This is a genomic window from Streptomyces sp. CB02959, from assembly GCF_002803155.1.
Taxonomy (GTDB): domain Bacteria; phylum Actinomycetota; class Actinomycetes; order Streptomycetales; family Streptomycetaceae; genus Streptomyces.
This window is the reverse complement of record NZ_NNBP01000025.1, coordinates 112,294-135,528: the sequence shown is the minus strand read 5'-3', so window position 1 is coordinate 135,528 and position 23,235 is coordinate 112,294. Positions and strand designations below refer to the sequence as shown.

General features: G+C 71.5%; 23 protein-coding genes and 1 pseudogene. 7 read left to right on the top strand and 17 right to left on the bottom strand.

Annotated elements, in window-relative coordinates; genetic code table 11:
- Window positions 1-217: 217 nt before the first annotated feature.
- The gene (locus tag CG747_RS33770; protein WP_100605677.1) at window positions 218-1,132 is read left to right on the top strand and encodes a 5'-3' exonuclease; all 915 of its coding nucleotides are present in this window, start codon (window positions 218-220) and stop codon (window positions 1,130-1,132) included.
- Between the two features lie 81 nt (window positions 1,133-1,213).
- The gene (locus CG747_RS33765; RefSeq protein WP_100605676.1) at window positions 1,214-2,065 is read left to right on the top strand and encodes a siderophore-interacting protein; all 852 of its coding nucleotides are present in this window, start codon (window positions 1,214-1,216) and stop codon (window positions 2,063-2,065) included.
- Between the two features lie 31 nt (window positions 2,066-2,096).
- Here the strand turns inward: CG747_RS33765 and CG747_RS33760 are convergent, their stop codons facing one another.
- Complete coding sequence (locus CG747_RS33760; RefSeq protein ID WP_100605675.1) at window positions 2,097-2,795, bottom strand: MerR family transcriptional regulator; 699 nt, start codon at window positions 2,793-2,795, stop codon at window positions 2,097-2,099.
- Between the two features lie 228 nt (window positions 2,796-3,023).
- On the opposite strand from CG747_RS33760, the gene CG747_RS33755 reads away from it, so the two are divergent.
- The 4 genes from CG747_RS33755 to CG747_RS33740 all read left to right on the top strand — a co-directional run bounded on the left by CG747_RS33755 (window position 3,024) and on the right by CG747_RS33740 (window position 6,243).
- On the top strand, window positions 3,024-3,947 hold the full coding sequence (locus tag CG747_RS33755) for a hypothetical protein (RefSeq protein ID WP_100605700.1): 924 nt from the start codon (window positions 3,024-3,026) through the stop codon (window positions 3,945-3,947).
- Entirely contained in the window at window positions 3,944-4,429 is a 486-nt protein-coding gene (locus CG747_RS33750; protein ID WP_100605674.1) for an ABA4-like family protein, read from the top strand. Before CG747_RS33755 ends, CG747_RS33750 begins: the two co-directional genes overlap by 4 nt.
- Window positions 4,430-4,562: 133 nt before the next feature.
- Window positions 4,563-4,826, top strand: coding sequence for an ADP-ribosylglycohydrolase family protein (locus CG747_RS33745; RefSeq protein WP_107490330.1), 264 nt, complete (start codon window positions 4,563-4,565; stop codon window positions 4,824-4,826).
- 292 nt (window positions 4,827-5,118) lie between these two features.
- The gene (locus CG747_RS33740) at window positions 5,119-6,243 is read left to right on the top strand and encodes an LLM class flavin-dependent oxidoreductase (protein WP_100605673.1); all 1,125 of its coding nucleotides are present in this window, start codon (window positions 5,119-5,121) and stop codon (window positions 6,241-6,243) included.
- Between the two features lie 76 nt (window positions 6,244-6,319).
- Here the strand turns inward: CG747_RS33740 and CG747_RS33735 are convergent, their stop codons facing one another.
- The 11 genes from CG747_RS33735 to CG747_RS33685 all read right to left on the bottom strand — a co-directional run bounded on the left by CG747_RS33735 (window position 6,320) and on the right by CG747_RS33685 (window position 17,724).
- Window positions 6,320-9,136 carry an RNA helicase gene (locus CG747_RS33735; protein ID WP_100605672.1) on the bottom strand — a complete coding sequence of 939 codons (2,817 nt, stop codon included), beginning with the start codon at window positions 9,134-9,136 and terminating at the stop codon, window positions 6,320-6,322.
- A gap of 172 nt (window positions 9,137-9,308) precedes the next feature.
- Window positions 9,309-10,265, bottom strand: coding sequence for a twin-arginine translocase subunit TatC (gene tatC, locus CG747_RS33730; protein WP_100605671.1), 957 nt, complete (start codon window positions 10,263-10,265; stop codon window positions 9,309-9,311).
- A gap of 63 nt (window positions 10,266-10,328) precedes the next feature.
- Entirely contained in the window at window positions 10,329-10,628 is a 300-nt protein-coding gene (tatA, locus tag CG747_RS33725) for a Sec-independent protein translocase subunit TatA (protein WP_100605670.1), read from the bottom strand.
- Window positions 10,629-10,836: 208 nt separating this feature from the next.
- Window positions 10,837-11,046, bottom strand: coding sequence for a hypothetical protein (locus tag CG747_RS33720; protein ID WP_100605669.1), 210 nt, complete (start codon window positions 11,044-11,046; stop codon window positions 10,837-10,839).
- Window positions 11,047-11,072: 26 nt separating this feature from the next.
- Window positions 11,073-11,333 (bottom strand): hypothetical protein, encoded by a 261-nt coding sequence (locus CG747_RS33715; RefSeq protein ID WP_100605668.1) that lies wholly within the window; start codon window positions 11,331-11,333, stop codon window positions 11,073-11,075.
- A gap of 60 nt (window positions 11,334-11,393) precedes the next feature.
- Window positions 11,394-12,344, bottom strand: coding sequence for a YafY family protein (locus CG747_RS33710; RefSeq protein WP_100605667.1), 951 nt, complete (start codon window positions 12,342-12,344; stop codon window positions 11,394-11,396).
- Between the two features lie 14 nt (window positions 12,345-12,358).
- Window positions 12,359-13,369, bottom strand: coding sequence for a YafY family protein (locus tag CG747_RS33705; protein WP_100605666.1), 1,011 nt, complete (start codon window positions 13,367-13,369; stop codon window positions 12,359-12,361).
- A 111-nt stretch (window positions 13,370-13,480) separates the two neighbouring features.
- On the bottom strand, window positions 13,481-13,855 hold the full coding sequence (locus CG747_RS33700; RefSeq protein WP_100605665.1) for an FKBP-type peptidyl-prolyl cis-trans isomerase: 375 nt from the start codon (window positions 13,853-13,855) through the stop codon (window positions 13,481-13,483).
- 68 nt (window positions 13,856-13,923) lie between these two features.
- Complete coding sequence (locus CG747_RS33695) at window positions 13,924-14,940, bottom strand: FKBP-type peptidyl-prolyl cis-trans isomerase (RefSeq protein ID WP_180985808.1); 1,017 nt, start codon at window positions 14,938-14,940, stop codon at window positions 13,924-13,926.
- 153 nt (window positions 14,941-15,093) lie between these two features.
- Window positions 15,094-16,455 carry a Pup--protein ligase gene (pafA, locus tag CG747_RS33690; RefSeq protein WP_100605664.1) on the bottom strand — a complete coding sequence of 454 codons (1,362 nt, stop codon included), beginning with the start codon at window positions 16,453-16,455 and terminating at the stop codon, window positions 15,094-15,096.
- A gap of 9 nt (window positions 16,456-16,464) precedes the next feature.
- Complete coding sequence (locus CG747_RS33685; protein ID WP_100605663.1) at window positions 16,465-17,724, bottom strand: MFS transporter; 1,260 nt, start codon at window positions 17,722-17,724, stop codon at window positions 16,465-16,467.
- A gap of 124 nt (window positions 17,725-17,848) precedes the next feature.
- Here CG747_RS33685 and CG747_RS33680 point away from each other — a divergent pair, with 124 nt between their 5' ends.
- The gene (locus CG747_RS33680; protein WP_100605662.1) at window positions 17,849-18,946 is read left to right on the top strand and encodes a LacI family DNA-binding transcriptional regulator; all 1,098 of its coding nucleotides are present in this window, start codon (window positions 17,849-17,851) and stop codon (window positions 18,944-18,946) included.
- Window positions 18,947-19,003: 57 nt separating this feature from the next.
- On the opposite strand, the gene prcA is transcribed toward CG747_RS33680, so the two are convergent.
- From prcA to dop, 5 genes and pseudogenes are all read right to left on the bottom strand, one after another.
- The gene (gene prcA / locus CG747_RS33675; RefSeq protein ID WP_100605661.1) at window positions 19,004-19,858 is read right to left on the bottom strand and encodes a proteasome subunit alpha; all 855 of its coding nucleotides are present in this window, start codon (window positions 19,856-19,858) and stop codon (window positions 19,004-19,006) included.
- A gap of 70 nt (window positions 19,859-19,928) precedes the next feature.
- Window positions 19,929-20,774, bottom strand: coding sequence for a proteasome subunit beta (gene prcB / locus CG747_RS33670; protein WP_100605660.1), 846 nt, complete (start codon window positions 20,772-20,774; stop codon window positions 19,929-19,931).
- Window positions 20,726-20,907: pseudogene (locus CG747_RS49965) on the bottom strand (endonuclease domain-containing protein); the annotation flags it as partial. The gene prcB and the pseudogene CG747_RS49965, both read right to left, overlap by 49 nt.
- A gap of 140 nt (window positions 20,908-21,047) precedes the next feature.
- A complete protein-coding gene (locus CG747_RS33660) occupies window positions 21,048-21,266 on the bottom strand; it encodes a ubiquitin-like protein Pup (RefSeq protein ID WP_016570828.1) in 219 nt (72 codons plus the stop codon).
- Window positions 21,267-21,454: 188 nt separating this feature from the next.
- Window positions 21,455-22,966, bottom strand: coding sequence for a depupylase/deamidase Dop (gene dop / locus CG747_RS33655; protein ID WP_100605659.1), 1,512 nt, complete (start codon window positions 22,964-22,966; stop codon window positions 21,455-21,457).
- Window positions 22,967-23,235: the final 269 nt, after the last annotated feature.

Here is a 23,235-nt window from a genome sequence, read left to right as displayed (position 1 = left end):
CTTGTCGCACGAGAAACGACCTGCCACCCCCGTAGGCAGGTCGTGGTGCGGGACGAGTTCCGCTCGTCTTCACCGATGACATGTTGAAATCGCAACCGGGTCCGCTCCGGCTGCGCGCCTGCCCGGCTTTATGGGGCTCAAACACATCGGTGATTCAGCTCACAACGGAGTCGCGATTGGGGCATACGGCATCATGCGGGGTGTGACTCGACGCCTGATGCTCCTCGACACCGCCTCCCTCTACTTCCGCGCCTATTTCGGGGTACCGGAATCAGTCAAAGCCCCGGACGGCACGCCGGTGAACGCGGTGCGCGGCCTGCTGGACTTCATCGCCCGGCTCGTCCAGGACCACCACCCCGACGACCTGGTCGCCTGCATGGACTTCGACTGGCGCCCCCAGTGGCGGGTCGACCTGATCCCCTCCTACAAGGCGCACCGAGTCGCCGAGGAAGCCCCCGCGGGGTCGGCCGGCCCCGACGAGGAGGAGATCCCGGACACCCTCTCGCCGCAGGTCCCGGTAATCGAGGAGGTGCTCGACGCGCTGGGCATCGCCCGGATCGGCGCCGCGGGCTACGAGGCCGACGACGTCATCGGCACCCTGACCGCGCGGGCGAAGGGCCCGGTCGACATCGTCACCGGCGACCGCGACCTCTTCCAGCTCGTCGACGACGCCCGCGGCATCCGCGTCCTCTACCCCCTCAAGGGCGTCGGCACCCTCCAGATCACCGACGGGGCGCTGCTGCGCGAGAAGTACGGGGTGGACGGCCCCGGCTACGCGGACCTGGCACTGCTGCGCGGCGACCCCAGCGACGGCCTGCCGGGCGTCCCGGGCGTCGGCGAGAAGACCGCCGCCAAGCTGCTGGACGCCTACGGCGACCTGGCCGGGATCATCGCGGCCGCCCAGGACCCGGCATCGAAGATCACCCCGGCGCAGCGCAAGCGGCTCACCGAGGCGGCCCCCTACCTGGCCGTCGCCCCGAAGGTGGTCCAGGTGGCGACCGACGTCCCGGTCCCGGAGACCGACCACGCCCTGCCGGACGAACCGGCCGACCCCGAGCGCCTGGAGGCGCTGGCCGCCCAGTGGGGCCTGGGTGGCGCATTGCAGCGGTTGCTGGTCACGCTCCGGCGGTGACCTGTTAGGTTAGGTATACCTAACTGGCGGCGTGCGCCCCGCAGGCGCACCCGCCGTCGACCGCGTCAGGGGAGAACAGCCGTGGCAGCAGAGCGACCGGCCCGCAGCACGCCCACACTGCACCGCGCCCGGGTGCGGCGCACCGAGCGGCTCACCCCGCACATGGTGCGCGTCGTCCTCGGCGGCGAGGGACTGGCGGCGTTCGACGCGGGCGAGTACGCCGACCACTACGTCAAGCTGGTCTTCCCGCTGCCGCACGTCAGCTACCCCGAGCCGTTCGACATGGGCCGCATCCGGGCCGAGCTGCCGCGCGACCAGTGGCCCCGGACGCGCACGTACACCGTGCGCGCCTGGGACCCGGCGGCGCGCGAGCTGACCGTGGACTTCGTCGTCCACGGCGACACCGGGCTGGCCGGTCCGTGGGCGGCCGCCGCCCAGCCGGGCGACGAGATCGCCTTCCTGGGCCCGGGCGGCGCCTACGCCCCCGACGCGACGGCCGACTGGCACCTGCTGGCCGGTGACGAGAGCGCCCTGCCGGCCATCGCCGCCGCCCTGGCCCGGATGCCGGCGGACGCCGCGGTGCACGCCTTCATCGAGGTCGCCGGCCCGGAGGAGAGCCAGGAACTCACCGCCCCGCCCGGCGCGAAGGTCACCTGGCTGTATCGCGGCACCGCCCCGGTCGGCCGCGAACTGGTCGCCGCGGTACGGGCGTTGGAGTTCCCCCCGGGCCGGGTGCACGCGTTCGTGCACGGCGAGGCGGGCTGCGTGAAGGAGCTGCGCCGCCTGCTCCGCGTCGAGCACGACCTGCCGCGCGAGGCGCTGTCGATCTCCGGCTACTGGCGCACCGGCCACGACGAGGACGGCTGGCAGGCCGGCAAGCGCGCCTGGAACCAGCAGGTGGAGGCCGAGCAGGAGCCCGCGGCCGCCGCCTGACCCAGCACCGCCACACCAGAGGCGGCGCGACTCAGGACGGGTCCGCGCCGCCCTTCTCCGTACCCTCCCCCGACGGGCCGGGCACCGCCCGCGCCCCTTCCCCCCACTGCCCGAACCGCCGCGCCGAGCGGTCGACGTGCGCCAGCCGCCGCAGCGCGGTGAGCACCGCGTCCCCCAGCACGGTCCCCACCACCACGCTCTCCACCAGCGCCTCCACGTCCGCATGGCGCCCCACGTACGCCAGGTCTGCGTCGGCGATCCGCTCGCACGCCTCCGCGTAGTCGTCGAGCACCTCCTCCAGGAACGCCCCCTGGCCGAGGTCCTGGAAGGCGGCCAGCGCGACCGCCATCGCCTCGGCGGCCGGGTGGTCCTCCCCGGCCCGCCAGCCGCGCCGGCGGATCAGCTCGGCGACCGTGCGGCGGGCATCCGGCAGCCCCTCCGGGCGACCGGCCGGCACCGGAGTGATCGCGTCGTGCGCCGCGCCGAGCACCTTGTGCACCGACCCTCCCGGGGCGTCCACGGCGGTCAGCACCTCGCGGACCGTCGCGACCGAGAGCCCGCCGACGTCGATCAGCCCGCGGATCAGCCGCAGCCGGCGGGCATGGCCCTCGTCGTAGCTGGCCTGATTGGGGCTGGTGAGCCGGCCCGCGGGCAGCAGTCCCTCGCGGACGTAGAACTTGATCGTCGGGACCGCCACGCCCGTCTCGCGACTCAGCTCACCAATGCGCATCTGACGTGCTCTCCTCCCCGGATCCACCTCGGGAATCCGCGCCTTCCAGATCTTCCGGGCGCCCCGCCCCCGCCCGGCTCGCCAATCGGCCTTGCCAATCGGCTTCCCATCATAGATAGTCGCGCTATCAGATAGCAGTAAGCGCTGCTATCCATAGTTCCACTATCCGTTCTGGGGGGTTCCTTTCGCATGTCCAGATACCGTTCGCTGCTCGGTTTCTCGTGGGCGATGGCCGGGCTGGCCGTGGTCGCGGCGGCCGGGATGATCGTCGACGACCGGGTGCTGGTCGGCGTGCCGATCTGGTCCAAACCGCTGAAGTTCGCGGTGTCGTTCGCCGCCTACGGACTGACGCTGGCCTGGATGCTGTCCCGCCGGCCCGCCCCGAGCCGGGCCGGCACCTGGGCCGCGCACACCGTCGTGGTCACCGGACTGATCGAGATGTCCGTCATCGTCGGCCAGACACTGCGCGGCCGACGCAGCCACTTCAACGTCGAAACCCCGCTGGACCGGGGCCTGTTCCTCACCATGGGCGGCACCATCGGCGCCCTGTGGGTCGCCACCCTGGTCATCGCGGTCCTGCTCTTCCGGACCCGACTGGGCGACCGGCCCACGACCTGGGCCATCCGGCTCGGCGCACTGATCGCGCTGGCCGGGCTGCTGCTCGGCGGCCTGATGCTGCTGCCCACCCCGGAGCAGCAGGCCCGGCGGGCCGCGGGCCTGGTGTCCACGGTCGTCGGCGCACACGGCGTCGGCGTCCCCGACGGCGGCCCGACCATGCCGCTGACCGGCTGGAACACCACCGGCGGCGACCTGCGCGTGCCGCACTTCGTCGGCATGCACGCCCTCCAGGCCCTGCCGCTCCTCCTCTACGGGATCGAGGCGCTGGCCCGCCGCCGCGCCCGGCTGCGCGACGAACGGGTGCGGCTGCGCCTGGTGCTCACCGCGGCCGGCTTCCTCACCGGGCTGCTCGCCCTGGTCACCTGGCAGGCGCTGCGCGGCCAGGCCCTGCTCCACCCCGACCCGGCCACCCTCGTCGCGCTGGCCGCCCTCGTCGCCGCCACCGCCACCGGCGGCTGCGCGGCGCTCCGCACCCCGCGCACTCCCGACACCGACGCCCACCAGCCCACCCGCACCATGGAGCCGACCGGATGACCGACCGCACCCTCTTCAGCCTCGCGTTCGCCCTCGCGGCCCCGTTCTGGGCCCTGCTGATCCTCGCGCCCGGCCGGCGCTGGACCGACCGGATCGCCGCCTCACCGCTGCCGATGGTGCCGGTCATCGGGGTCTACCTCGCCCTGGCGATACCGGTGTTCCCGCAGCTGTGGGCCGCGGTGAGCCACCCGGACCTGGCCGGCTTCCAGAAGCTGCTGGCGCTCGGCGGCGGCGCCGGGGCGATCTGGGCGCAACTGATCGCCTGGGACCTCTTCCTCGGCCAGTGGATGTACCGCGAGGCCCGCACGCTGGGCATCCACCCCCTTGCGATGGGCCCCCTATTGGTCCTGACCATCCTGCTCTCCCCCATCGGCGTCCTGCTCTTCCTGGGCCTGCGCGGCGCGGTCCGCCGACGGTCCCGACGCGGCGGACCGGCGGAACGGACGGCCACCGCCGCGACCGGCACCGCCGCCCGCCCCTAACACCGTTACAGCGGCGGCTCGTTCACCTGTAACACCGTTACAGCGGGAGCTCGTTCACCTGTAACACCGTTACGGACGACCGGCGCGGCGCCCCGGCCCGCCCCGGCCCCCGCGGGCGCGCTACCGTCCCCGCATGCGCCACCCCGCCTGTCCGCACCGTCCCGGCCGCCCCTCCCGTACCGACCGCGCCCTCGGCGCCGTCCTCGGGTCGGCGGTCGGCGACGCATCGGGCGCGCCCTTCGAGTTCGGCCCGCCCGGCGCGTACACCGCCCGCTTCCCGGACGGCCGGGCCGCGATGCACGCGGGCGGCGGCTGGGACCGAGGCGACGGCGACGAGGTCCTGCGGGTACCCGAACTGACCGCCATGGCACGCGAGTTGGCGCGATCATCCACCTGAATACGGGGAAGTGCGCGGCACGTCGGGGCAGTTGCCTTCCCGGGAAATGGTTGACGGCGCATACATCCGCCTGTTCCACTGACCCCATGCGACCTCAGCAACGGCTGGTCACCCGGGACCACATCGACTTCGGTCGCGTGTGGTCCGCCTCCTGTTGCCCCTGACGTCCCGGTGCCGCGTCGGGCGCTCCGCCCCGCGCACCCGCATGCCGCCCTGCCGGAATTCCCGCGCACCGCGCATGCGCTCGCCATGCCCACTTACGCATGATCGACGAGAAGACGAGGCCGCACCCATGCCTGTCGAGTTCCTCGGCATCGCCGCCACCCACGACGGCTCCGAAGTCACCCCGCGCTCCGGCGCCTCCTTCGACAAGGACTACACCCTCAGACTCGCCCGCGCCCACGAGGAGTACGGCTGGGACCGGGTCCTGTTCGCCTACGGCTCCGGCTCCCCCGACCCCTCCCCGGCCGCCGCCTACATAGCGGCCCGCACCGAACGGCTCCAACTCCTGGTGGCGCACCGCCCCAACGTCTCCTACCCGACGTTCGCCGCGAAGACCTTCGCCACACTGGACCGGATCAGCGACGGCCGGCTCGCGGTGCACTTCATCACCGGCGGCAACGACCACGAACAGCGCCGCGAGGGCGACACCCTCACCAAGGACGAGCGCTACGCCCGCACCCACGAGTACATCCGGATCGTCAAGAAGATCTGGACGAGCCACGAGCCCTTCGACCACGAGGGCACGCACTACAGCTTCCAGGACTTCGTCTCCGACACCTTCCCCGTCCAGCAGCCGCACCCGCAGGTGTCGTTCGGCGGCTCATCGCCCGCGGCGTACGCGGCGGGCGGCGCCGAGGCGGACATCTACTGCCTGTGGGGCGAGCCGCTGGCGCAGACCGCCGAGCAGATCGCCTCGGTCAAGGCCGCCGCGGCGGCGGCCGGCCGCACCGACACACCCAGGATCCAGGTGGCCTTCCGGCCGATCATCGCCCCCACCGAGGAACTGGCCTGGGAGAAGGCGCACCGCACCCTGGCCCGCATCAGGGCCCGCAAGGAGGGCGGCGTACTCAGCCGCCGACACCCCCTGACGAACCCTCAGAACGCGGGCTCCCAGCGGCTGTTGGCGGTCGCGGCGCAGGGCGAACGGCACGACCGGGCACTGTGGACGCCGACCGCCGCGGAGACCGGCGGCGCCGGCAACTCCACCGCCCTGGTCGGCACCCCGGAGACCGTCGCCCAGGCCCTCCTGGACTACTACGACCTGGGCGTGACCGTCCTCTCCGCACGCGGCTACGACCTCCTCGACGACGCCATCGACTTCGGACGGCACGTCATCCCGCTCGTCCGCGAGGAGGTCGCCAAGCGCGACGCCGCACGCGAGGCCGAACGGACCGCGGAGCGCACGGCGTCCTGACCACGGCCCCCACGGCGCCCGCCGGGCCGCACCGTCGCGGAGCATCCCGCCCCCGACGGCGCGGCCCGGCGGCCCGTCAGCCGACCGACGAGTACGCCACGACCCCGCGCAGCACCCCGTCCATCGCCTTGCGCGCGGCCCGCGCCACCGTGCCCTCGGCCGGGGCCGCCGCCGCGATCTGCCCGAGGACGTCCACCAGCTGCTTGCACCAGCGGACGAAGTCGCCGGCCGGCATGTCCGCCTCGCCCAGCACCTCGTCGAGGCCGAAGCCGGAGGCCCAGCGGTACGCGGCCCAGGCGAAGCCCAGATCGGGCTCGCGCTGGCCGACGCCCTCGGCCTGGCTGATCTTGTGCTCCTCCTCCAGGGCGTCCAGCCGGCCCCAGATGTGCACCATCTCCGCCAGGGCGTCCCGCGCCTTGCCGGCCGGCAGCTTCGGCGCCACCGCGTCGTCCGCCTGCCGCGCCTCGTAGACCAGCGCCGAGGCGCAGGCCGCGAGTTCGGCCGGGCCGAGGCCCTCCCAGACGCCGTCCCGCAGGCACTCGCTGGCCAGCAGGTCCAGTTCGCCGTAGAGCCGGCCCAACCGGCGGCCCTCGTCGGTGACGGTGTCGCCTTCGAGGTAGTCCAGCTCGGTCAGCAGCCCGCAGATCCGGTCGAAGGTCCGCGCGATGGTGTTCGTCCGGCCCTCGATCCGGCGCTCCAGCTGACTGGTGTCCCGCCTCAGCCGGTGGTACCGCTCCGCCCAGCGGGCGTGGTCCTCCCGCTCGTCGCAACCGTGGCAGGGATGGGCCCGGATGTCCTTGCGCAGCCGGGCGATCTCACGGTCGTCGGCCGCCTCGGAGCGGGGGTTGCGATGCCGCGAGGGCACCAGGTGGCCGGCCTTGGTGCGCAGCGCGGACGCCAGATCGCGGCGCGACTGCGGACTGCGGGCGTTGAAGGTGCGCGGAATCCGCATCCGGTCCAGGGCCGTCACCGGCACCGGGAAGTCCATCGACGCGAGCCGCTTGACCTGCCGCTCGGCGGTCAGCACCAGCGGCCGGGGGCCGTCCTGGGCGTCCAGGCCGCGGTGGCCGTTGGTCCGCCCGGACGGCATGCCCGGGTCCAGCACCAGCGCCAGTCCGGCGTACTTGCCCGTCGGTACGTGGATGACGTCGCCCGGCCGGAGCTTCTCCAACGCCGCCGCGGCCGCCGACCGCCGCTGGACCGCGCCCTGCTTGGCGAGTTCGGTCTCGCGGTCCTTCAACTCCCGCCGCAGCCGGGAGTACTCCTCGAAGTCGCCGAGGTGGCAGACCATCGCCTCGCGGTAGCCGTCCAGGCCCTCCTCGTTGCGCTGCACCTGGCGGGTGATCCCGACCACCGACTTGTCGGCCTGGAACTGCGCGAAGGACATCTCCAGCAGTTCCCGCGAACGGTGCCGCCCGAACTGCGAGACGAGATTGACGGCCATGTTGTACGACGGCTTGAAGGAGGACCGCAGCGGGTACGTCCGGGTCCCGGCGAGACCGGCCAGCGCGCCCGGGTTCATCCCGCGCTGCCACAGCACCACCGCATGGCCCTCGACGTCGATCCCGCGCCGCCCGGCCCGGCCGGTCAGCTGGGTGTACTCGCCGGGGGTGATGTCGGCGTGCTGTTCGCCGTTCCACTTGACGAGCTTCTCCAGCACCACCGACCGCGCCGGCATGTTGATGCCCAGCGCCAACGTCTCGGTCGCGAAGACGGCCTTGACCAGACCCTGGACGAACAGCTCCTCGACGACCTCCTTGAACGTGGGCAGCATCCCGGCGTGGTGCGCCGCGATGCCCCGCTCCAGGCCCTCCAGCCACTCGAAGTAGCCGAGCACGTGCAGGTCGTCGTCCGGGATACCGGCCGTCCGGGCCTCGACTATCCGGCGGACCTTCTCCCGGCCCTCCGCGTCGTTGAGCCGCAGGCCGGAGTGGAGGCACTGCTGGACGGCCGCCTCGCAGCCGGCGCGGCTGAAGATGAAGGTGATGGCCGGCAGAAGGCCCTCGTTGTCCAGCCGCTCGATCACCTCGGGCCGGCTCGGCGTCCAGATCCGGGCGCGCTGCCGCCGCTCCCGCTCCCGGTCGGCCTCGCGCAGGTTGCGGCCGCGCCGCTTGTCCCGGCCGAACGTCGGCCGGCTGTTCTCCATCCGCGCCAGCCGCTCCAGGTCGGGGTTGACCTCCCGGCGTCCGCCGCCACCACCGCTCCGCTCCTCGAAGAGGTCGTAGATCCGGCGGCCCGCCAGGACGTGCTGCCACAGCGGCACCGGGCGGTGCTCGGAGACGATCACCTCGGTGTCGCCGCGGACCGTGTCCAGCCAGTCGCCGAACTCCTCGGCGTTGGACACCGTGGCCGACAGGGACACCAGCGTCACCGACTCCGGCAGGTGGATGATCACCTCCTCCCAGACGGCGCCGCGGAACCGGTCGGAGAGGTAGTGCACCTCGTCCATGACCACATACCCCAGGCCGGTCAGCGACTGCGAGCCGGCGTAGAGCATGTTCCGCAGGACCTCGGTGGTCATCACGATCACCGGGGCGTCGCCGTTGACGCTGTTGTCGCCGGTCAGCAGGCCGACCTTGTCGGGGCCGTAGCGTTTGACCAGGTCCTGGAACTTCTGGTTGGACAACGCCTTGATGGGCGTGGTGTAGAAGCATTTGCGGCCCTGTGCCAGGGCCAGGTGGACGGCGAATTCGCCGACGATCGTCTTGCCGGATCCGGTGGGAGCGGCGACCAGCACACCCTTTCCGGCCTCCAGAGCCTGGCACGCCTCGACCTGGTACGGATCCAGATCGAAGTCGTAGAGCTCCCGGAACGGCGCGAGTGCGGTGGCCTGCTCGGCCGCGCGGACTTTGGCGGCGGCATAGCGCTCAGCAGGGGACATGTCCTCGGTCATCGTGCTTACGAGACTACCGGCCACCTCTGACAACGACCGGATCTTTATGGCGGCCCTTTACCCGGACCGCCCGCCCCGGCCCGGGTACGCCCGCGGCCCCCGGCTCGAAGAGCTCGGGGGCCGCGAAATCCGGTCCACGGAAGGTCACTTCATGTGACACCGCGGCTACCGGTCACGTCACGTCGTCGTAACCGCGCCGTCCGGTGTCGGCACCGTCCCCGCCGGACTGCCCCGGCAGCATCCGGCTGGGCGCGACCGGCTCGATCGCGTCGACCTCGGACGGGGTCAGGTCGAGTTCGGACGCCTCGTCGTCGGCCAGGTCCCGGTCGGGGTTGGCCCGCCGCCGGCGGCGGTCGTTGAAGAGGCAGATGGCGACGGCGCCGAAGTACAGCAGCACGATCGGCGCGGCCAGCAGCGACATGGTCAGCGGGTCACCGGTCGGGGTGGCGACCGCCGAGAAGATCGTGATGCCCAGCACCATGAACCGCCACCAGCTCAGCACCCGCTTGCCGGTGAGCACCCCGCCGAAATTGAGCAGCACCAGCAGCAGCGGCAGCTCGAAGGAGAAGCCGAAGACCAGCACCATCCGCGTGACGATGTCGAAGAAGTCGTCGGCGGGGAAGAGGTTGGCCCAGTCGCTGGGCGTCAGCCCGACCAGCGCGCCGGCAGTAGTCGGCAGCACGGCGTAGGCGAGGTAGGCGCCACCGAGGAAGAGTGGCACGCCGGCGGCGACGAAGCTCAGCGCGTACTTCTTCTCGTGCTTGTGCAGACCGGGTGCGAGGAACGCCCAGAGCTGGTAGAGCCAGAACGGGCTGGCGGCGACCAGCCCCGTGGTCAGCGAAAGCTTGAGCATGATCGTGAACGGCGCCAGCAGGCCATTGGCGGTGACCTCCGCGCACGGGTGCGCGCGCCCAGCGGTCGGCGAGCCGCCCTTCGGACAGCCGACGGCATCGATGACCGGCCCAGTGATGAAGTGGGCGATCGGCTCGTACTGCCACATGGCGATGGCGGTGATCACGACGATCGCCAGCACCGATTTCAGCAGCCGGTTGCGCAGCTCACGCAGGTGTGCCGCGAGGGGCATCCGCCCCTCGGGGTCCATCTGCTGCTTGCGGGCAGACTTGGGCAACCCACTTCCTCGTCTCGTACGTCAGCCGCACCGACGGTGTCGGCACGGCCGGGATCGGCTCGGTCAGCTCTGGGTGGTGCGGTTCGGCTCGGCCACGGGGCGCGAGCTCGCCACGTCACCGGGCGAAGCCTGAATCGTACGAGGCGCCTGCTGGGCGGCGTCGGCCGGAGACTGCGCCGCGGTGCCGCCGTCAGCCGACCGCTCCGCCTCGCCCTCCTTCTTCATCGCCTTGGCCTCGCTCTTGAGGATGCGGGCCGACTTGCCGAGCGAACGCGCCATGTCCGGGAGCTTCTTGGCGCCGAACAGCAGAAAGATCACGGCGATGATCAGCAGAATCTCGGGGAGCCTCAGGTTGGCTAGCATGTGCGACTACCTTCTCGCCGGGGCGGCGTCTCCTGTGGTGCCTGCCGATGGGGTCGGACTGGCGTCCTGGTGGTCCCTCGATCGTAACGTTCGGCGGTGAACGTCCGGCAATCCCCGTGCATACTCCGGATTGCCCGCACCACCGCACGGTCTGAACTGCTCAGCAGCCTACCTGCCGGGGGCACGGGACAGCAGGGTGCGACCGCGCTCAGGTCCGTTCGCGTCCCAGGTCGTGCATCCGGGAGGCGAGCGGCACCGCGGCCCGCTCCAGGTCCTCCGTGGCTCGCTGGATCCGCTCGGTCGCCGTACCGACCTCCCGGGCGAGCCGCCGCACCTCCGCGAAGACGCGGACGGCGAGGACGCCGAGGACGGCGATCCCCAGGAACCCGAGGGCGACAGCGATCATGGGCCAGAGCATGCCGCGAGCCTATCCGTTCGTCCCGGTCAGCCGGTGTGCAGCCGCAGCGTGCGCACCCCGCCGCCGGTGAGCAGCTCCACGATCCGCTCCCCGGCCGGCCTGCGCACCGCCCGGTCGCACTCGGGGCAGGTGAAGGAGTAGAAGGTGGTGCGGCGGCTGCCACCGATCGCCAGCCGGAAGGCGTCCGAGGCCAGTTCGAAACGCCCTCGGCACTCCGGGCAGGCCGCCTTGAAGAGCACCGGAGCGGTCATGCCCGCCAGAGTGGTCGTCACCATCGTGGTCGTCATCCTTCGCTGCCTCCTCCTACGGTCATCGGTGCGCCGGCCCGCCTCCGGGGCGGGCCGGCCTCACTCGCCGTACGCCGCGAGCGCCTGCCGGGCGGTCTCCCGGGCACTCGCCGCGAGCGCCGGCGGCGACACGATCCGGCCGTCCCCGCCCAACCGGAGCGCCAGCCGCCGCAGCGACGCCGGGTCGGGGGTGCGCAGCGTGATCCGCAGCCCCCCGTCGGGGAGCTCCTCGGCGCTGTCGTGCGGGTAGTACTCGGCGACCCACCGGCCACCGGGCCCGACCTCGACGGCGACCTCGGGATCCTCGGCCGCGGGCTGCACCAGCCCCTCCGACAGGTCGCGCAGCTCGACCGGCGGCGGGTCGGCCGGCGCGTCCAGCAGCCTGATCTCGGCGACCCGGTCGAGCCGGAAGGTGCGCCGGGCCTCGGAGAGCCGGCACCACGCCTCCATATAGGTGTGGCCGACGGCGAAGAGCCGGATCGGGTCCACCTCGCGCTCGGTCAGCTCGTCGCGGGCCGGGGAGTAGTAGCGCAGCCACAGCCGGCGCCGCTCGGCGATGGCGCGGTCCACGTCGGCGAAGACCCCGCCCTCGGACTCGAAGGTCACCGACAGCCGGGAACTGGCCCCGGCCGCCTCCCCGGCCGCCGCCTCCAGCTTGGCGGTGGCCCGCAGCAGTGCCTGCCGGTCGCCCTCGCGCAGCCCCGGGAGGGTGGCCACCGCACGGGCCGCGACCAGCAGCGCGGTGGCCTCGTCGGCGGCCAGCCGGAGCGGCTCGGCGACGTCGTCGGGGTTGTGCCACCAGATCCGGTCGCCGTCGGTGTCGATGTCCATCAGGTCGCCGCCGCGGAAGCTCGTCCCGCACATCGGCAGCACGTCGAGGTCGGCGATCAGCTCGTCCTCGGTGATGCCGAAGGCGCGCGCGACGTCGCCGACGCGGGCGCCGGGGCGCTCGCGCAGATACGTCACCAGCGACAGCATCCGGCGGGTCTGGTCGATCGCGTTCGCAGCCATGGTCCTGTCCCCTCTCAGCCCTTGGCCACCGCGCGCAGCCGGTCGATGACCTCGGCCCGCAGCTCCGCCGGCTCCAGTACGACCGCATCGGGCCCGAACTCCACCAGCCAGGCGTCGAGTCCGTGCCCGTAGGGGATCTCCAGCTCGTCCCAGTCGCCGTCCACCGCGTGGACGGCCAGGGCGCGGGCCCGCAGCGGATAGCCGTGCCCGGCGCGGAGCCTGATCCGGGCGGTGCCGGTGGCGGTCTCCCCCGCCCAGCGCTCGACGGTCTCGCGGACGGTGACGTGGTCGGGCACCGGTGCGGTGAACTTCCCCTGCCGGGAACGGACCTTGCCGGTGATCCGGGAGAGCCGGAAGACCCGCTCGGCACTGCGGTCCCGGTCCCAGCCGGCCACGTACCAGTGGCCGCGCCAGCACTCCAGGATCCACGGTTCGAGGTGCCGCTGCTCGGGCCGTGCCGCATTGGACTTGCGGTAGTCGAAGACGACCGGACGACGGTCCCGGCAGGCCAGCATCAGCGGTTCGAAGGCCGCCTCGTGGGTGGGGATCCGGGGTTCCAGCGCGCTGTGCGGCTGCCCGGCGTCCTCCTCGTCCGGCTCCCCGGCCAGCGGCATCCCGGCCGCCCGCAGCTTCTGCAGCGCACCGCTGGCCGCGCCGGCCAGCCGGGCCTGCTGCCAGACCTTGGCCGCGAGCCCGAGGGCCGCGGACTCCTCGGCGTCCAGGGTGATCGGGGGCAGCCGGTTGCTGTCGCGGCGGGCGAGGTAGCCGACCTCGCCGTCGATGCCGTCCACGGTCTCGATGACCAGGCCCAGCTCGCGCAGATCGTCCTTGTCCCGCTCGAACATCCGGTTGAAGGACTCGTCGCCGGCGGAGTGCCCCGCCCCGAAGCCCGCTCCCGTGCCCGGCCCGAAGGCTTCGACGTAGGCCTCGATGGACGACCGCAGCTCGTGCTTGGTCAGCGGGCGTCGCGTCCCCAGCAGGCACAGCGCCAGATTCATCAGCCGCTCAGCCTTGGCAATCGCCATCGACGCCCTCTCTTGTTAGCTCCCAACGGGTGACCGTACCGCCCTGGGTGCCTACGGCAAAGCCGAGGGCCCATGCCATCAAGCATGGGCCCTCGGAACGCCGGACGGGTCTCAGACGGAGACCAGGTCGCAGACGAAGATCAGCGTCTCGTTGGGGGCGATCACGCCACCGCCGGCACCGCGCTCACCGTAGGCGAGGTGCGGCGGAATGGTCAGCCGGCGCCGGCCGCCCACCTTCATGCCCTGCACGCCCTTGTCCCAACCCTGGATGACCTGGCCGGCGCCCAGCTGGAACTGGAGCGGCTTGCCTCGGTTCCAGCTGGCGTCGAACTCCTCACCACTGGTGAAGGAGACGCCGACGTAGTGCACGGAGACCATGTCCCCGGCCTTGGCGACCGGCCCGTCGCCCTCCCACAGGTCCACGATCTCCAGGTCGGTGGGAGCCGGGCCCTCAGGGAAGTCGATCTCGGGCTTGTCGATGTTCACGTATGTGCTCCTACCTGCGAATCTTTTCGATTACCGGGCCAGTCTTGCAGATCCCGAAGACCGTCCGGTCAGACCGTGCCGACGATGTCCACCACGAAGACCAGGGTGTTCTTCGCCAGCTCGTGCTGCGGGCTGGCGCCGTAGCCCAGCTTCGGCGGGATCACGATCTCCACCCGGTCCCCGACGTGCTTGCCGACCAGTGCCTGGTCCCAGCCCTGGACGACCTGCCCGGTGCCGATCTGGAAGGCCGTCGCCCCACCGTGGTCCCACGACGAGTCGAACTTCTTCCCGTCCTCCCACTTCACGCCGGTGTACTGGGCGATCAGGCCGTCACCGGCCTTCACCTCCGGGCCCTTGCCCTTGATCAGCACCTGCTGCTTGAGGTTGGTGGGCGCCTTCTCCCCCTCGGGGATGGTGATCGTCGCGGCCTTGTCGTCCGCGGCCTTCACCTCCGGCATCCCGCTCTCCGGCGCCGCCTGGGTGCCCTCGGCCTTCGCCTTCTTGTCGACCTTCTGTGCGCCGACCACGTCGACGACCCAGACCAGGCCGTCCTCCGGCTTGATCCCCGACTGCGGGTTGAGGCCCTCGCCGATCAGCGCCTTGGCGGTGCCCTCGACCTCGAACCGGCTGCCGACCTTCTGCCCGGCCGCGGCGGTCAGCACCTTCGGCGGCAGCATCTGCTGCGTCATCTGGTCGGTGACCTCGGTGACGACCTGGCTGCGTGCCGCACCCGGCTTGGCGCCCGGCTGCGGCGTCCAGCTGCTGCCCAGGTTCTGGCCCTTCATGGTCTGCGCGGTGAAGTCCAGGCGGACCAGGTCGCCCTTCTTGACGACCGCGCCCTTGCCCTCGACCACGGTCTTGGTGACGACCTTGTCGGCCGGCTTGGCGTCCTTGGGCACGGAGATCGTGGGCTTCGCACCGGGCTGGCCGGTCACCTTGGCCACCGCGGCGTCGGAGGTCTTGCCGTCATCGGACCCGCAGGCTGCGGTGAGGAGCAGAACGGGCACCGCCAGCGCGGCAGCGGCGGCGCGACGGGCGTGCGTGGCGAACGGACGGGGGAAGCGCCCCCCGGGAGAATTCAGCATCTGTCCAACTCGGGCTCGTGGGGAAGATGGGCAATGCCCGCCACTCTACGACCTGTCGCTGTGACCGCTTCCTGTTAACACAGCAGCCCACCGCTGCACGGCAATGCGCCGAGAGCATTCATGCTCCCGGCGCACCCCTGCGATTTCCTGGCGTCACATCCCGGCGATCAGCTTCTCCACCCGGTCGTCGACGGAACGGAACGGGTCCTTGCACAGCACCGTGCGCTGCGCCTGGTCATTGAGCTTCAGATGCACCCAGTCGACCGTGAAATCACGGCGCTGCTCCTGAGCCCGGCGAATGAAGTCGCCACGCAACCGCGCACGCGTGGTCTGCGGCGGAACCGACTTGCCCTCGAAGATCTTCAAGTCGTTACAGATCCGTGCCGCCTGGCCCTTCCGCTCCAGGAGGTAGTAAAGACCCCGGCGGCGGTGGATGTCGTGATACGCGAGGTCTATCTGCGCCACACGCGGGTGGGACATGCTGAGGTTGTGCTTTGCGCGGTACCGCTCGATGAGCTGATGTTTCATCACCCAGTCGATCTCGGTCGCGATACGGTCCAGCTCCTGGTCACGGACGGCTTCGAGGGTGCGGCCCCACAACTCCAGGACGCGTTCGACGGTGCCCGTGCGAATTCCGCGGCGGTCGCAGAAATCGACGGCCTTCTCGTAGTACTCCTGCTGCACTTCGAGGGCGGACGCCTCACGACCGCTGGCCAGCCGCACCTTGCGCTGACCGGTGGTGTCGTGACTGACCTCACGGATCGCCCGGATCGGGTTCTCCAGCGTCAGATCGCGCATGACGGTGCCCGCCTCGATCATCCGCAGCACCAGGTCCGTGGCCCCGACCTTGAGCATCATCGTGGTCTCGGACATGTTCGAGTCGCCGACGATGACGTGCAGCCGGCGGTAGCGCTCGGCGTCCGCGTGCGGTTCGTCCCGGGTGTTGATGATCGGCCGGGAGCGGGTGGTCGCCGAGGAGACGCCCTCCCAGATGTGCTCGGCGCGCTGGCTGACGCAGTAAACCGCGCCGCGCGGCGTCTGCAGCACCTTGCCGGCACCGCACAACAGCTGCCGGGTGACGAGGAACGGAATGAGGATGTCCGCGAGCCGGGAGAACTCCCCATGACGGGCCACCAGATAGTTCTCGTGGCAACCGTAGGAGTTTCCCGCCGAATCGGTGTTGTTCTTGAAGAGATAGACGTCGCCCGCGATTCCCTCCTCGTGCAGGCGGCGTTCGGCGTCGACGAGCAGACCTTCGAGAATGCGTTCGCCGGCCTTGTCGTGGGTGACCAGCTCGGTCACGTTGTCGCACTCGGGAGTTGCGTATTCCGGGTGTGAACCCACGTCCAAGTACAGGCGGGCGCCGTTCCGCAGGAAGACGTTGCTGCTGCGGCCCCATGACACGACACGGCGGAAGAGGTACCGAGCCACTTCGTCAGGTGACAGTCGGCGCTGTCCCCTGAACGTGCACGTGACGCCGTACTCGTTCTCCAGCCCGAAAATGCGGCGGTCCATGACTGAACATTACGCCTGATGGCCTGCTCTGAAACCGGGTTCGACGGCCCCGTTTCGATCATTTTCCGCCCGGACCGCGTCCTCGGCGGGCAGCACCGGATCCCCCAGGAATCGCTTCATCGACAAAAGCACCAGCAGACCGGCGACTCCGGAGACACCGGCGACCGCGAACCCCGCGGCCGGTCCGCCGCCTTCCAGCGCCGGGCCGGCGACCGAGGCGCCCGCGGCCGAACCGACCCCGAACGTCGTCACCAGCCAGGAGAACGCCTCCGTCACCGTCCCCTTGGGCGCATGCCGGTCCACCACCACGAACGCGCAGGCCAGCGCCGGCGCCAGGAACACCCCGGCGAGACCGGTGAGCGCCGTCATCCCGGCCACCCCGGGCACCAGGAACAACGGCAGGTAGCCCAGCGCCAGCAGCACCACGAGCAGCCGCAGCCGCGCCTCCGGGCGTCCCGGCCAGTCCCGGGCACCGTAGACCAGACCACCCGCCAGCGCGCCCACGCCGAGCGCGGAGAGCAGATAGCTGGAGACCATCCCGCCGCCGTGCTGGTCGGCGTACGCCACCGCCGCCACCGCGATCGACCCCAGCGCCAGCCCGACGAAGAAGAAGGCGCTGATCAGCACCAGCAGTCCGGGCGAGCGCAGCGCCCCCAGCCAGTGCGCCTCCCGGGGCGCGCTGCGCCACTGGCGGGACGGCGGGGAGACCACGACGGAGAGCGCCCCGAGCACCCCGATCGCGTTGATCACCAGCAGCGCCGCCGCGGCCGACCAGGCCGCCACGCACAGGGTGACCAGCAACGGCCCGACCGCGAACATCACTTCCTGCGCCACCGCGTCGAGCGCGTACGCGGCGTGCACCCGGTCCGCCCGCTGGAGCACCCCCGGCCACAGTGCCCGCAGCCCGCCCTCCAGCGGCGGGGTGAAGAACCCGGCGATCGCCATGGCCGCGTAGGCGGGCCACCGCGGCTCCACCCCGACCGCGGCGAGCAGGGCCATGCCGAGCGCGGAGAGCACCGAGGCCGGCAGCATCACCCGGGGCTGCCCGTAGACGTCCACGGCGCGGCCGAGCAGCGGTTGGCCGATGGCGTTGCAGACGCCGTAGATCGCCGAGAGCGCGCCGGCCAGCGCGTAGCTGCCGCCCTGGCCCCGGACGAAGAGGACCACCGCCAGCGCCGCGGTGGCGTTCGGCAGCCGGCCCACCAGCGTCCCGGTCAGCAGCCGAGCGGCATACCGGGTCTTGAGCAAATCCGCATATCCCGCGGCCACGCCTGCCCCTCTCCGCCCGGCCCGAGCCGGGAAGTGTTACGTATAACGTGCGGCGTCATAAGTACCATGACGGCAACCCGCGGGTCCACCCCCGCAGTGCCGGACCCAAGGAGTGACGCGCCCGGTGACCAGCCACGAGGCCGCGCCCGACGGCCCCCAGCCGCCACCGGGCGGCACCCCCGGCCGGGCCGCCGCCCGGGTCACCAGCCGCGACGTGGCCCGCGCCGCCGGCGTCTCGCAGGCGGCGGTCTCCCTGGTCCTCGGCGACAAGTGGCACGGCCGGGTCTCCTCCGGCAAGGCCGAGGTGGTCCGGGCCGCCGCCCGCGAGCTGGGCTACCGCCCCAACCTCGCCGCCCGCAGCCTGCGCACCGGCCGCACCCGCACCGCGCTGCTCGTCGTCCCGACGCTCACCACCGAGTTCTTCGCGCGGGTCTACACCGGCGCCGCCCGGATCGCCGCCGACCACGACTTCGGCGTGGTGCTCTACCCCTCCCCCGAGGGCACCGGCCCGGCCCCCGACCCCTTCGACTCCGCCGCCGCCGCGCTGGACGGCGTCATCGCCTCGTCGATGGCGGCCGACGCCCTCTCCGCGCTGCGCAGCGCCGGGCTGCCGCTGGTGATGCTCGACAGCGACCCCGACGACCGCGCCGCCTCCGCCGCCGTCAACCTCGACATCGCCGACGGCGTACGGCAGTTGGCCGCCCATCTCACCGGCCTCGGCCACCGCCGGATCACCCACCTCGCGGCCGACGTGGACTCCTGGACGTTCGCCGTGCGCGCCCGGGCCCTCACCGACGCCCTGGCCGACGTCCCCGGCACGGTCCTGCGCCGGGAGCCCGCCCCCCTGGGCGTCGACGCCGGTCTGCGGGCCGCGCACGCCGCGCTGACGGCCCCCGGCCCCCGCCCCACCGCGCTGCTGTGCGACGACGACATCATCGCCGCCGGCGCCTGCAAGGCGATCCGCCGCCTCGGCCTGCGGATCCCCGAGGACATCTCGGTCACCGGCTTCGACGACCTGGCCCTCGCGGTCGCCGTGGAGCCGGAACTGACGACCGTACGCCTCCCCGCCGAGGAGTTCGGCGAGGCCGGTATGCGGGCGCTGATGGCCGTTCTGGACGGCACCCCGGCCGCCGCCGCCACCCTCCCCGTCACGCTCGTCCCGCGCGGCTCGACGGCGCCGCCGCCGGACGCCGCGGACAACACCGCGCGCCCCGGCGGGTGATGACCCACCGGGGCGCGCGGTCCGGGCTGCCGGCCCGGAAGCGGTGTGCCGCGGTCCTCAGTCGTCCGCGGCGCCGGACTCCGACTCGCCGCCGTCCGCCTCCGCGGCGGTGTCCTTGCCGGCTCCCTTGCCGTTGCCGGACGCGGGGCCGTCCGAGGACTCGCCCTCGCCGGCCGCGGGCTTGCCCTTTTCCTTCTCCTTCTCCGCGGCGGCGTGCTCGTCCAGCAGCCGGGACAGCTGCCGCCCCAGGATCCGCTTGAACTTCCGCTTCTGCGGGCGGGTGCGGTCCAGCACCGCGACCTCGAGGTGCTCGGCGGTCAGCGTCCGCTCGCCGCCGTTGGTGTCCCGGGAGAGCGAGTCGACCGCCAGCCGCAGCGCCTCCGCCAGCGACATCCCGTCGCGGTGGCGCTGGTCGAGGTAGCTGCTGATCTGGTCGGCGTTGCCGCCGACCGCGACCGAGCCGTGCTCGTCCACGATCGAGCCGTCGTGCGGCAGCCGGTAGATCTGGTCGTCCTCGGGGGCGTTGCCCACCTCGGCGACGATCAGCTCGACCTCGTAGGGCTTCTCGGCGGCGCTGGAGAAGATCGTGCCGAGCGTCTGGGCGTAGACGTTGGCCAGCCCGCGGGCGGTCACGTCCTCCCGGTGGTAGGTGTAACCGCGCAGGTCGGCGTAGCGCACGCCGCCGATCCGGAGGTTCTCGAACTCGTTGTACTTGCCGACCGCGGCGAAGGCGATCCGGTCGTAGATCTCGCTGACCTTGTGCAGGGCCCGGGAGGGATTCTCGGCGACGAAGAGCACGCCGTCGGTGTACTGCAGCACCACGACGCTGCGGCCGCGCGCAATGCCCTTGCGGGCGTACTCGGCGCGGTCGGCCATGGCCTGCTGGGGTGAGACATAGAACGGCGTCGACACCGGCTATCCGTCCCTTCCTGTCAAAAGCTCTCTCGCTGTCTGGGGGCGCACCACGAAACCATCCGTCCCGTCAGAGCAGCGCGGCGCGCGGGCCGTCGGGCTGGTCGAGGCGCCGCTCGTGCACGGCGCGGGCGATCTCCGAGACCTCCGCCTCGGTCAACTTCTTGCATCCCTCTTCGGTGATCACCGTGACGATCGGGTAGATCCGCCGCGCCATGTCCGGCCCACCGGTCGCCGAGTCGTCGTCGGCCGCGTCGAAGAGCGCCTGGACGACGGCGGTGGCGGCCTGATGCTCCGTGAAGTCCTCGCGGAAGAGCTTCTTGAGCGCGCTGCGCGCGAAGACCGAGCCGGAGCCGGTCGCCGCGAAGCCGTGCTCCTCCGAACGCCCGCCGGTGACGTCGTAGGAGAAGATCCGGCCCTTCTCGCGCTCCAGGTCGTAGCCGGCGAACAGCGGCACCACGGCGAGGCCCTGCATGGCCATCCCGAGGTTGCCGCGGATCATCGTCGAGAGCCGGTTCGCCTTGCCCTCCAGGGAGAGTTGGGCACCCTCGACCTTCTCGAAGTGCTCCAGCTCCAGCTGGAACAGCTTGACCATCTCGATCGCGAGTCCGGCCGTGCCCGCGACGCCGACCGCCGAGTACTCGTCGGCCGGGAAGACCTTCTCCATGTCGCGCTGCGCGATGACGTTGCCCATCGTCGCCCGGCGGTCACCGGCGAGCACCACACCGCCGGGGAACGAGACCGCCACGATGGTGGTGCCGTGCGGGGCCTCGAAGGCACCCTGCACGGGCGGCATCTGGCGGTTGCCCGGCAGCAGCTCGGGCGAGTGCTGCCCGAGGAAGTCCATGAATGACGAGGATCCAGGCGTCAGGAAGGCAGCTGGCAGACGCCCAGTGCTCGGAGTGTTGGCTTCCACACGTTTCCTTCCGGATACTCGGCCGCCCGCCCCGAAGTACGTCCGACCGATCCTTGAATTGACCCAAGGCTGCATTGCAGCTGAAGCAGAGTACGCCTCGGACCCTACCCGCCCCGGAGCCGTGATCCACATGTCGGGATCCGGTATCGACGGGCCGGGCAGAACCCGCCCGAAGCCGAGCACGCCGGCCGGGCACCACGCGCGGGAATTCCTCTTCGCACCGCGCACAGCACACCGGCCGGCGAGCGTCAGATATAAGCGCCCGATTTGCGCTTACTGTCCGCCTTTTTGAACGAAAGACCGCACGAAATCCTCGGCATTTTCTTCGAGCACGTCGTCGATCTCGTCCAGGACGGAATCCACGTCGTCGGACAATTTCTCCTGGCGCTCCTTGAGGTCCCCCGACGCCTCCGCGTCCTGGGCCTGCTCCTCGACCTCTTCGGTGGACCGGGTGGCCCGCTGCTGTCCGCCGCCGCTGTCCTTGGTCGCCATATCCCTCACCCCGCTCGGTTCGCCCCGCTCGATGTGACCTTCAAGATCCGACCCTACAAGCAGGGTCCGACATCGGCCCTGCACTTGCTGCAACGCCCGGGAGTCACCTGAATGATTCCCGCACCGGGGCCGATTCAGCCGTCGATCAGCCACGGATCACGGTGTATTTGCCATGAACCTGCCTCGCCTCAGCGTCCGGACAACGTCCTGACCAGCTCTTCTGCCGTGCGGCAACGGTCCAGGAGCTCCTTCACGTGCTTACGGGTCCCGCGCAGCGGTTCCAGCGTGGGCACCCGTTGCAGAGAGTCACGACCGGGCAGGTCGAAGATGACCGAATCCCACGAGGCGGCGGCCACGTCGTCCGCGTACTGCTCCAGGCAGCGGCCGCGGAAGTAGGCCCTGGTGTCCTCCGGAGGCTTCAGCTCGGCCTGCTCCACCGCGGACTCGTCCAGCAGCCGCTTCATCTTGCCGCGCGCCGCCAGACGGTTGTACAGGCCCTTCTCGGCGCGCACGTCGGCGTACTGGAGGTCGATGAGGTGCAGCCGGGCGGCGTCCCAGTCCAGGCCGTCCCGGCGGCGGTAGCCCTCCATCAGCTCCCGCTTGGCGACCCAGTCCAGCTCCCCCGACAGGCTCATCGGGTCGTTCTCCAGACGGCCCAGCACGTCCTCCCACCGGGACAGCACGTCCCGGGTCTGCTCGTCCGCGTCCGCGCCGTAGCGGTCCTCGACGTACTTGCGGGCCAGCTCGAAGTACTCCATCTGGAGCTGCACCGCGGTCAGCGTGCGCCCGCTGCGGAGCGTGATCAGATGACCCAGCGACGGGTCGTGCGAGACCTGGTGCAGGGTGCGGACCGGCTGGTCGACGGCGAGATCGACGGCGATGAAGCCGTCCTCGATCATGGACAGCACCAGCGCGGTGGTGCCCAGCTTCAGGTACGTCGAGATCTCGGAGAGGTTGGCGTCGCCGATGATCACGTGCAGCCGGCGGTACTTCTCGGCGTCCGCGTGCGGTTCGTCCCGGGTGTTGATGATGGGCCGCTTGAGGGTCGTCTCCAGGCCCACCTCCACCTCGAAGTAGTCGGCGCGCTGGCTGATCTGGAAACCGTGCTCGTGCCCGTCCTGGCCGATGCCGACCCGTCCGGCGCCGGTGACCACCTGCCGGGAGACGAAGAACGGCGTCAGGTGGCGCACGATGTCCGAGAACGGGGTCTCCCGCTTCATCAGGTAGTTCTCGTGCGTCCCGTAGGAGGCGCCCTTGTTGTCGGTGTTGTTCTTGTAGAGGTGGATGGGCTGGGCGCCGGGGACCTGCGCCGCGCGCTCGGCGGCCTCGGCCATGATCCGCTCGCCGGCCTTGTCCCACAGGACCGCGTCCCTCGGATTGGTGACCTCGGGAGCGCTGTACTCGGGGTGCGCATGGTCGACGTAGAGCCTGGCCCCGTTGGTGAGGATCACATTGGCCAGGCCGATGTCCTCGTCCGTGAGCTGGCTGGAGTCGGCGGCCTCGCGGGCGAGGTCGAAGCCGCGGGCGTCCCGCAGCGGGTTCTCCTCCTCGAAGTCCCAGCGAGCACGTCGTGCCCGGTGCATCGCGGCCGCGTAGGCGTTGACGACCTGGGACGAGGTGAGCATGGCATTGGCGTTCGGGTGGCCGGGGACGGAGATCCCGTACTCCGTCTCGATTCCCATTACTCGCCGTACGGTCATGCGGCCCTCCTTGCCCGGCGGCGCCCCCGGATGGGGCAGGCGCTCAAAAACCGCTGCACTTCCGGTCCCCGTACGTTCCCCGCGTCCGCACAGCGACACGCAGCGGTACCGAAGAGCCTAGAACGCCTTTGCGGCGCTGGGGAGATCATTACAGTCATTGCTCCAGTCCGGTTTTCCCTGGTCCGTCGCCGGGCCGCCGGGGCGGTCCGGGCGCCCCCGGAAAAGCGTCCGGCTGCGGACGCCCCGTGCAGGACATCCGCAGCCGGAGA

Excerpts from the sequence above, each read along its gene's own strand:
- CG747_RS33770 (WP_100605677.1), top strand. The coding sequence starts at position 218 with ATGCTCCTCGACACCGCCTCCCTCTACTTCCGCGCCTATTTCGGGGTA.
- CG747_RS33760 (WP_100605675.1), bottom strand. The coding sequence starts at position 2,795 with ATGCGCATTGGTGAGCTGAGTCGCGAGACGGGCGTGGCGGTCCCGACG.
- CG747_RS33755 (WP_100605700.1), top strand. The coding sequence starts at position 3,024 with ATGGCCGGGCTGGCCGTGGTCGCGGCGGCCGGGATGATCGTCGACGAC.
- CG747_RS33750 (WP_100605674.1), top strand. The coding sequence starts at position 3,944 with ATGACCGACCGCACCCTCTTCAGCCTCGCGTTCGCCCTCGCGGCCCCG.
- CG747_RS33745 (WP_107490330.1), top strand. The coding sequence starts at position 4,563 with ATGCGCCACCCCGCCTGTCCGCACCGTCCCGGCCGCCCCTCCCGTACC.
- CG747_RS33740 (WP_100605673.1), top strand. The coding sequence starts at position 5,119 with ATGCCTGTCGAGTTCCTCGGCATCGCCGCCACCCACGACGGCTCCGAA.
- CG747_RS33735 (WP_100605672.1), bottom strand. The coding sequence starts at position 9,136 with ATGACCGAGGACATGTCCCCTGCTGAGCGCTATGCCGCCGCCAAAGTC.
- tatA (WP_100605670.1), bottom strand. The coding sequence starts at position 10,628 with ATGCTAGCCAACCTGAGGCTCCCCGAGATTCTGCTGATCATCGCCGTG.
- CG747_RS33720 (WP_100605669.1), bottom strand. The coding sequence starts at position 11,046 with ATGCTCTGGCCCATGATCGCTGTCGCCCTCGGGTTCCTGGGGATCGCC.
- CG747_RS33715 (WP_100605668.1), bottom strand. The coding sequence starts at position 11,333 with ATGACGACCACGATGGTGACGACCACTCTGGCGGGCATGACCGCTCCG.
- CG747_RS33710 (WP_100605667.1), bottom strand. The coding sequence starts at position 12,344 with ATGGCTGCGAACGCGATCGACCAGACCCGCCGGATGCTGTCGCTGGTG.
- CG747_RS33705 (WP_100605666.1), bottom strand. The coding sequence starts at position 13,369 with ATGGCGATTGCCAAGGCTGAGCGGCTGATGAATCTGGCGCTGTGCCTG.
- CG747_RS33695 (WP_180985808.1), bottom strand. The coding sequence starts at position 14,940 with ATGCTGAATTCTCCCGGGGGGCGCTTCCCCCGTCCGTTCGCCACGCAC.
- pafA (WP_100605664.1), bottom strand. The coding sequence starts at position 16,455 with ATGGACCGCCGCATTTTCGGGCTGGAGAACGAGTACGGCGTCACGTGC.
- CG747_RS33660 (WP_016570828.1), bottom strand. The coding sequence starts at position 21,266 with ATGGCGACCAAGGACAGCGGCGGCGGACAGCAGCGGGCCACCCGGTCC.
- dop (WP_100605659.1), bottom strand. The coding sequence starts at position 22,966 with ATGACCGTACGGCGAGTAATGGGAATCGAGACGGAGTACGGGATCTCC.